Source organism: Trueperella sp. HMSC08B05 (genome assembly GCF_001808405.1).
GTDB classification, from domain to species: domain Bacteria; phylum Actinomycetota; class Actinomycetes; order Actinomycetales; family Actinomycetaceae; genus Trueperella; species Trueperella bernardiae.
On record NZ_KV793266.1, the window covers coordinates 1 to 7,997 of the forward strand.

General features: G+C 61.9%; 10 protein-coding genes. All 10 read left to right on the plus strand.

Annotation, left to right across the window (positions count from 1 at the left end):
* The coding region (locus HMPREF3167_RS09990) for a hypothetical protein (RefSeq protein WP_210382981.1) at positions 1-280 on the plus strand (280 nt) is incomplete at its 5' end.
* Between the two features lie 14 nt (positions 281-294).
* Positions 295-1,212: a phage major capsid family protein gene (locus HMPREF3167_RS07220; protein WP_210382982.1), complete on the plus strand. Its 918-nt coding sequence runs from the start codon at positions 295-297 to the stop codon at positions 1,210-1,212.
* 216 nt (positions 1,213-1,428) lie between these two features.
* A complete protein-coding gene (locus HMPREF3167_RS07225; RefSeq protein WP_143602165.1) occupies positions 1,429-1,908 on the plus strand; it encodes a Gp19/Gp15/Gp42 family protein in 480 nt (159 codons plus the stop codon).
* Positions 1,902-2,273 carry a hypothetical protein gene (locus HMPREF3167_RS07230; RefSeq protein WP_068539377.1) on the plus strand — a complete coding sequence of 124 codons (372 nt, stop codon included), beginning with the start codon at positions 1,902-1,904 and terminating at the stop codon, positions 2,271-2,273. Before HMPREF3167_RS07225 ends, HMPREF3167_RS07230 begins: the two co-directional genes overlap by 7 nt.
* Positions 2,270-2,515, plus strand: a complete 246-nt coding sequence (locus tag HMPREF3167_RS07235) for a hypothetical protein (RefSeq protein ID WP_068539379.1) — start codon at positions 2,270-2,272, stop codon at positions 2,513-2,515. Before HMPREF3167_RS07230 ends, HMPREF3167_RS07235 begins: the two co-directional genes overlap by 4 nt.
* A gap of 113 nt (positions 2,516-2,628) precedes the next feature.
* Positions 2,629-2,940, plus strand: coding sequence for a hypothetical protein (locus HMPREF3167_RS07240; RefSeq protein ID WP_168160841.1), 312 nt, complete (start codon positions 2,629-2,631; stop codon positions 2,938-2,940).
* Positions 2,941-3,123: 183 nt separating this feature from the next.
* The gene (locus HMPREF3167_RS07245; protein WP_143602168.1) at positions 3,124-3,675 is read left to right on the plus strand and encodes a phage tail tube protein; all 552 of its coding nucleotides are present in this window, start codon (positions 3,124-3,126) and stop codon (positions 3,673-3,675) included.
* Positions 3,676-3,808: 133 nt separating this feature from the next.
* Positions 3,809-4,114 (plus strand): hypothetical protein, encoded by a 306-nt coding sequence (locus tag HMPREF3167_RS07250; protein WP_068539385.1) that lies wholly within the window; start codon positions 3,809-3,811, stop codon positions 4,112-4,114.
* A gap of 152 nt (positions 4,115-4,266) precedes the next feature.
* A complete protein-coding gene (locus HMPREF3167_RS07255; RefSeq protein WP_168160842.1) occupies positions 4,267-4,473 on the plus strand; it encodes a DUF5361 domain-containing protein in 207 nt (68 codons plus the stop codon).
* Between the two features lie 27 nt (positions 4,474-4,500).
* On the plus strand, positions 4,501-7,932 hold the full coding sequence (locus tag HMPREF3167_RS07260) for a tape measure protein (protein ID WP_070446279.1): 3,432 nt from the start codon (positions 4,501-4,503) through the stop codon (positions 7,930-7,932).
* Positions 7,933-7,997 lie beyond the last annotated feature (65 nt).

Here is a 7,997-nt window from a genome sequence, read left to right on the forward strand (position 1 = left end):
GGACCTGGAGAAAGCGCTAGGACGGATCAGCGCGCTCGAACAGCACAACACGCGCCTCGAGCACGATGCGCTCGTAGCGGCGGTTGCTGCAGAAAAACAGGTCCCTGCCAGTCTGCTCCAGGGCGGTACACGGGAGGAGCTGGTGGCGTTCGCTGACCAGCTTCTTGAGTTCCGTCAAGCTGAGCCACGCAAGGCGGCCGCGCCCGGACTCGGGCATCAGCCAACAAACAATGCGCCAGTAAGTGATGCTCACTTGCTGGTGCGAGACATATTCAAGTAAAGGAGAAAACCACGATGACTATCATGGATTCGAAGACTCTTACCGCCATCCTTCCCGAGCAGTATCTGGGGAAGATCGTTGACAAGGCGAAGACCACCTCCACGGTGGCGCGACTGTCCGCCGCCGAACCAATGCTTTTCGGTAACGCGAACTTCATTAACTTCAATGACACGGTGCGTGCTGAGTTTGTTGAGGAGAAGGGTGAGAAGTCCTCGACGTCGGCGGCCTGGGAGAAGGTCACCGCCGTGCCCCGCAAGTCTGTTGTCACTGTGCGTGTCACAGACGAGTTCATGTGGACCAATGAGGACCACCAGGCGCAGATCATTGACCGTGACGTTGTCCCGGCGATGAACACCGCGCTCTCTCGTGCCCTTGACCTTGGCCTGTACCACCGGATCAACCCGCTCACCGGCAACACAGTAGATTCTTGGGCGAACTACCTTACCGCCACGAGTCTGACGGTGGAGCAGGGCAAGGCGGAGGCCGATGCTGATATTCGTGCCGCCGCTGGCCTGGTGATCGCGAAGAACCACCAGGTCACTGGCCTGGCACTGGACCCGAAGATGGCGTGGGCGCTTGGTGACCTGCAGGGCAAGCTCGCTAACGGTGACCCGGATGGGCGTCAGCGTTACCCGGAGATCGGTCTGGGTGCGAACATTGACCGTTTCCTTGGCCTGCCGGTCGCGGTGGGTGACACGGTTTCTGGCCAGCCGGAAGCTACGGATACGAAGACCCGTGCGATCGTCGGTGACTTCACCAACGGCATCCGTTGGGGTATCCAGAAGCAGATCCCGCTCGAGGTGATCCCTTACGGTGACCCGGATGGTCAGGGTGATCTGAAGCGTGCAAACCAGGTCGCGCTGCGTCTGGAGATTGTGTACGCCTGGCATGTGCTGACGGACCGGTTCGCGGTTGTGAAGGCAGCTGGCTGATCATGGTGCGGTTGACTAACCCGATCACGGGTGTGGTAGTGGTGGTGCCGGAGTCTCTGGTTGAGCATCTGGGGGGCGCGTGGGTGCCCGCCGGTGCGGTGGAGGCTCCGGCACGTAAACCAGCGGCACGCAAGCAGACAGCCCGGAAAAACGCCACCAAGTAGCAGGCGTGAGAAGAGGAGGGGGTTCCTTGTGTTGTGGACTGAGCCTAGTGACGTGATCCAGGACTGGATCGGGTCGAATACTCCCACTGATGAGGCCCTGGTGGGCCGGTGGGTGGCGAAAGCTGAGCGGATGCTACGCCGGGAATTCCCCACCCTCGACCAGCGCCTAGAGTCCGGGCAGGAACCGGACTTGCTGGCCACGGTCAAGGACGTCGTTGGGGCGATGGTTTCCCGTGTTTTTCGGAACCCTGAGGGGATTCGGCAGATGCAGGAGACTGACGGGTCGTTCACCGGGTCGATCACATTCAGTGGTGATCAGCCCGGCGGGCTTGTCCTGCTCGATAGTGAGCGGGACGCGTTGCGTGAGCCGGGGGCGGGGAAGGCCGGGCAGGCCTTCTCTGTCAGCATGGGCGGTTACCAGGCGGGGGTGCACTTGCCGTGGTGTGACCACACGTGGAACCCGGCCCTGTGCTCCTGCGGCGTGGTCTTGGCCGGTCACCCGATCTATGAAGGTGGTGGCGGGGCATGTTGAGACGCATCACAAAGGTGGCCACGATTCATCGTGCCCCGGCCGGGGTGGACGAAGACGGGTACCCGCTCGACAAGGGCAACTGGGAAGACTGGGAGCACGTCTTGTGGCCCATTTTCTCTGTGGCTCCGCGCGAGTACGAGGAAGAGTTCGCCTCTGGTCGGCGGACGGTGACGTCCCGGTTGCGGGTGTCGTGCCCGGTTGGTGGCCCGCGCCCCGGCCCGGACGACGTCGTCACCGTCCCTGGCCTGGAGGATGGTGGCCCCTACAGTGTGCAAGGTGAGACCCAGGTGTGGGATAACAACCCGATCGTGGCGATCACCCGGTTCGCTGGCGCGGTCGTGTTTCTTGAAAGGCGGCGCAGATGAGCGTGAAAGTCAAACTCAATCATGACCAGTTTGCGGCGTATTTGAAGTCCGGGCCGGTGGCTGGCCTGGTGGGGTTGCACGCGCGTCAGGTTGCGGGGCGTGCCGGCCCCGGGTACGAGGCCTCCACGTGGACGGGTGATAGTCGCGTGATCGGGTCGGTGATCACCGCAACCCCTAAGGCGATCCGGTCTAACGCGAAGAACAACACGCTACTGCGCGCACTGGTGGGAGGTGGGTCGTGACTGGTTTTCCTATGCCGGCTGACGTGGCTACCGCAGTGCAGCGTTTCTTGCGGGGTAAAGGGTTTAACGCGGTCGCTGATGTGCCTTTGGATAGGGTGCCGGGGACTGTGCGGGTGTCGCGGACGGCTGGTGAGCCGTTGAATCCGCGCCAGGAGCGTGCCCGGGTGCTGATCGAGGTGTGGGCCAACGGGCAGCGTGCCTCATTCCAGCTTGCTAGGCGCGTGTGGCTGGCGTTCGCGAACGTGGCCCGGGACGACCCGGGGGCGTTCCCCGGTATCTACCAGTACGAGACCGTGCCCGGTATCCCGGTTGAGTTCCCTGACCCGTACGCCGAACTGATGTCGCGTCACCAGTTCGAGGTGACCATGTTGGTCAGGTTCGACGAGGCCCAAAAGGAAGAAGTAGATGGAGAGGTGGTGCCCTAGTGGTGCGAGTTGTTCACCCTGTGTGGGGTGCGATCGTGAGGGAAGTGCCCAAGGATCGGGTGGCCGCGTGGACGGCTGCCGGGTGGGTGCTCCCCGAGAAGAGCGAGGTGTCCCCACGTCGTGGGGTGTCGGTGCGGGATAGGCGCGCCGAGAATACTGGAAAAGAAAAGGAGGATTAGCGTTATGGCTATTCCTAAGTTTATGGTTGGCGCGCCGATTGAAGCATCTGGTGCGCTTGCATCTGCCCCGGCTGGCACGTCGCTGCCCACCGATGCTAAGACCAAGCTACCTGAGGCGTTTAACGCTAAGGCGATCCTGTCTGATGGTGGCTGGTCGCTTAACCCGAATCGTGAGACCACGGATCTGAAGATGCACGGTGGTGGCACCGCGCGCACGATCACTGAGTCCTTCTCTGAGGTGGTTACCACGACCCTGATTGAGGGTGCGGATGCTGAGATCCTGAAGCTGGTCTACGGTGAGGCCAACGTTGAGGTGGCGGGGAAGAAGATCAGTGTTAAGCACAATGCGAAGCCGAATGGTAAGCGTGTGTGGGCGCTTGGGGATCGTGATGGGGACGCGGTGCGTCGCCTGGTGATCCCCAACGGTGAGCTGTTTCTTACCGGTGAGGTTGTCCACGTGCATAACGACATGATCAAGTACGAGGTTGAGATTCGTTGTGCGGAGGATGAGCACGGGAATTCTTCGTATGAGTACATTGAGGACGAGGCCGAGTAGGCCGGGTTCCTCTGATTTAAGTGTGGGGTTGGCTGGGCTGTGGGGTGCGCTTCCCGGCCAACCTCACCACACCTTTTGGGGTGTGTGATTGGTGAAAATAGCGCCCCCCCCTTTTTTGATTGGAGCGCCCCCTATGACTGAGAAGAAGACGACGACTGTTAAGAAGCAGGCCGAGCAGAAGGTTGAGCGTGGTGAGATGTTCACCTACACCACCGCCAACGGCACTCTCACCCTGCCTTACCTGGAAGATGTCCCCATGCGCCTGTTGGAGGATCACGCCACCGAGCCGATGGCCGCATTCCTCGCCGCTGTCCTTGAAGAATACCTAGACGAAGACGCTAACCAGACACGGCGTGAAATGCCGATCAAGTCCTTCAACCAGATGATGGAAGAGTGGGTGGCTGCCTCCGAGCTGAACCTGGGGGAATCCGAAGCCTGAGCCGCCTGGTTGGCGAGTTCAGGGAAGAAGTCGAATACGAACTTATCCGCCTGGGGTTGAGGTTGCGCCATGTTGGCACGCCCGGCCTGAACTTGCGTGATTTGTGGGTTGTCGTGTCCCACCCGGTCAAAGACGGCCCCTTGTTTCAGGCGATGGCTGGGGAGGCGTACACCGACTGGCAGGTCACCGATTATTTGTTGGCGGAGTTGGTGGACGTGGCGCACTGGTTGCAGTGGGCCAAGACCGAGGACGGGCACAAGGGCCGGAATTTCCCGCAGCGCGTGCCTCGGCCCGGTGAAAAGAAACAAAGGCACACCCCGAAGGGGTTGACCTACGAGCAGGTGATCGACTTGCTCTAACACCGCGTGTGGAAGGAAAGAACAATAATGGCGTACGAACTTGCCCGGGCTTATGTGCAGATCATTCCTTCCATGCGCGGCGCTGGTAAGACCATCCAGGCTGAGCTGAATGGTGCTGATATTTCGTCGCGAGTGTCGAAGTCGGGCACGTCGATGGGTGCCAAGCTCACCACGGCGATGCAGAAGACGATGAAGCGGGGCCTGGTCGTGGGTGCGGCGGCCACGGGCGGGCTGATGGCGACCGCGTTGACGAAAGGTTTCGGGCGTCTTCGCGCGTTCGAGCAGGCTGAGAAGTCGATGGCCGGCATGGGGTTGTCTGCCCAGCAGGTCAGTGTGGTGATGGGGAACGCGAACGCGGCCGTGGAAGGTACCGCGTTTGGCCTGGACGCGGCGGCGACGGCCGCGAAGTCCCTGGTGACCGCTGGTGTGGCACCGGGTGAGAAACTGCAGCGCGTCCTTGGGCTGATTGGTGACACGGCCGCCCAGGCCGGCACCGACTTCAACACGATGGGCCTGATCTGGAATAAGGTTTTCGCTAAGGGCAAGCTCCAAGGTGATGAGGCCATGCAGCTGATGGAGGCCGGAATCCCGGTCTACCAGCTGGTGGCAGAGCAGTTGGGGATCACGGCTGAGGAAGCCATGGCATTGGGGCAGAAGGGCCAGATCTCGGCAGAGATATTCGCTGACGCGATGGAGTCCCAGTTCAAGGGTTCGGCCTTGTCGATGGGTGACACTGTCACTGGGTCGTTCCAGAACGTTCTCGCCGCTCTTGGCCGTCTGGGGCAGGGCGTGTTGGGTGGCCCGTTCGCTGACCTGCCGGCCCTGTTCACCACGGTGCGGGACAAGATCAACGCGATCACCCCGGCGGTCACGGCCATGTCGACCGAGGTGTACACCCGGGTGCGTGGCGTGGCGTTGGCGTTGGCGAAGGGGAATGTGCGCCCGATCGAGGAGGCGTTTGGCCTGGATCGGGCATCCTCGAGTCGTGTGGCGTCCACCCTGGCACGGTTGCAAGCACAAGTGACGTTGACGGGGGCGGCGTTCCGGCGGGCTGGTACGGATATTGCGGCGTCGTTCAGTTGGGTCAGGCACGGGTCGAGTCTTGAGGGCCTGATGGGCGTGTTTGACCGGCTTGCCGTCCTTGGTGGGACGGTGGCGCGCGGGTTTGCGCAGGTTGCGGCGACGGCGGCGCCTATGGTGTCGTACGCGGCGCAAGCGGCGACGATCTTGGGTGGTGGCCTGTTGGCGTCGGCTGAGCGGCTGGTGCCGGCAGCGGTGAACCTGGCTGAAGCTATCGCGAAAACCGGGGTGTCTTTCACGTCGGCCCTGATCCCAGCCGCGAATATCGCTTCCGCTATCATGGTCCCCCTGTCTAGCGTGGTGGGGACGTTGGCTGACTGGTTGGCCAAGTTACCTACCCCGGTGTTGGCGGTCGGTGCGGCGTTCATGATGCTACGCCCCCACGTGATGGATGGGAAGAAAGCGGTTGAGTTGTTCCAACGCCAGTTGGACACGCTCCAGCTACGTCGCCATTTGGCGCACATGGAAGGACTATCCGGTTCTGCGATCCTTGTCCAGGGTGCGATGCGTAGGGCTACGGGCGCGGTGCGTGGTATGGGTGTAGCTTTGAAAGGGCTTTTGGTTGCTAACGCTCCCCTCCTAGCGCTGTCGGCCGTGGCCGCCGTCCTAGGCAAGATCAGTGAGGCCTCCCAGCGCAACAAGCAAGAGCTACGCGACCTGGCTGATTCTTTTGATGATCTGGGGAATGCCACGGATCAGACGCGTGAGAAGCTCGTGGAGATGATGCGCGCCGACGAGCGGGCGTTCGGGTTCGGAAAGAACCTTGAAGACCGGCTCAACGACCTTGGCATCAGCACGAAGGAAACTGTGGATGCGATTCAGGCCGGTGGCCCAGCCTTGGACGATCTCAAGGCCAAGCTAGTGGCACTCGCGGATGCTGAGGAGAAGAAACGTGTTGCCGGGGATTTGTCCGGTGCCCAGTCCAAGGCCAACAAGCAACACATCCTTGACCTTATCGACGCCCTCGACAAACAGGCCAATGAGTACGAACAGACCGCGCAAAAAGCGAAAGAGGCCGCGCTTGCCTCCGGTGACGTCGCCCGCGCCCAAAAAATCGAAGCCGACGCAATCCAAGAAGTCATCAACGCCTCCAAACGCCGCCAAGACCAACTACTCGGTGTGCGTAACAAGGCGCTCGCGGCGCGTGAAGCTGAACGTGGCCTGAATGAGGCTATCGCCGACAGTGGCCAGGTGGTGGCGGATGCATCAGCGTCGCTTGATTCGAAGAACGCGGCCTTGGATAGGGTGGCGCAGGCAACCCAACGGGCCACGGTCGCGGCTGCCGAAAACGGGGCTACCCAGGAGGAAATCAACGCGATCATTGAGCGTGGCCGGCAAGCGTTCTTTGAGCTTGGCGAGCAGGCTCTGGGGTCAACGGACGAGGTTGCCGCCTTGTGGGCGCAGATCGGTTTGCTCCCCGACGAGGTGGAAACACGGGTCGGGATTGATGCCGCCCAAGCGTGGGTCACCCTGGATGGTGTCAAGGTCGGGATCGATGAGACAACGGGCCTGGTCACGATCGATGGCAACCCGGTTCCGGCGAACACGAAGCTGGCCGAGGTGGAGGGCGCGATCAACAACGGGGATGGGACGGTCACCATTTTCGGTGAACGCCACCCTGCAGATCAGACACTCGACCAGCTCCTGGCTGATATCGCTGGGTCTGAAGAGTCTGTGCAGATTGACGGTGCGCGCGAGAAGGCCAACACGGCGCTCCGGCTCGCCCTCGAAGCAATCCGTAACGGGCATGAGTACGTGCAAATTGACGGCCAATCCCGTAAGGCTATTGACGTGCTGAACACGGTCAAGGGCCAGATTCGTACCTCGAAGGAGGATGTGCGGATCGGTGGGGCGATCGCGGGCGACTTCTACAACACGGTTGGTGGCGCGGTGGCCTACATTGCCCGGCAGAAAGCGTATGTGCAGATTGGTGCAGCTGGTGGTGCCGGCCTGGCGGCGCTACGTCAAGCTGACGGTGGCCTGGTCAAGTTCTTCGCGAATGGTTCTGAACGGCACATCGCGCAGATTGCGCGCCCCGGCGAGTGGCGCGTGTGGGCTGAACCGGAGACCGGGGGCGAGGCCTACATCCCGTTGGCGGTGTCGAAACGTAAACGGTCCTTGGAGATCCTGGCCGAGGTCGCTAAACGGTTCGGGTACGGGCTGACACAGTTCGCTGGTGGTGGTGTGGCGGGCCCGGCACCGGTCTCACCGGCGGCCGGTGTGAATGGGGCACGCCTGGTGCTTGAAGTGGAGGGCCGGGAGTTCCCGGCCTACCTGCGTGAGATCGCTGACGGGCGGGTGGCGGCACACCCTGGCGTGCGCGCTGCTGGCGACCTGGTTTTGAACGGTGCCCGGTTCCGGGCCCAGATGGGAGTCTAAAACGTGGCTATTACGTGGGGGCCGGTACAGTCCGCGCAGGGTGCGTCTGTGCAGTTGGGCCTGGA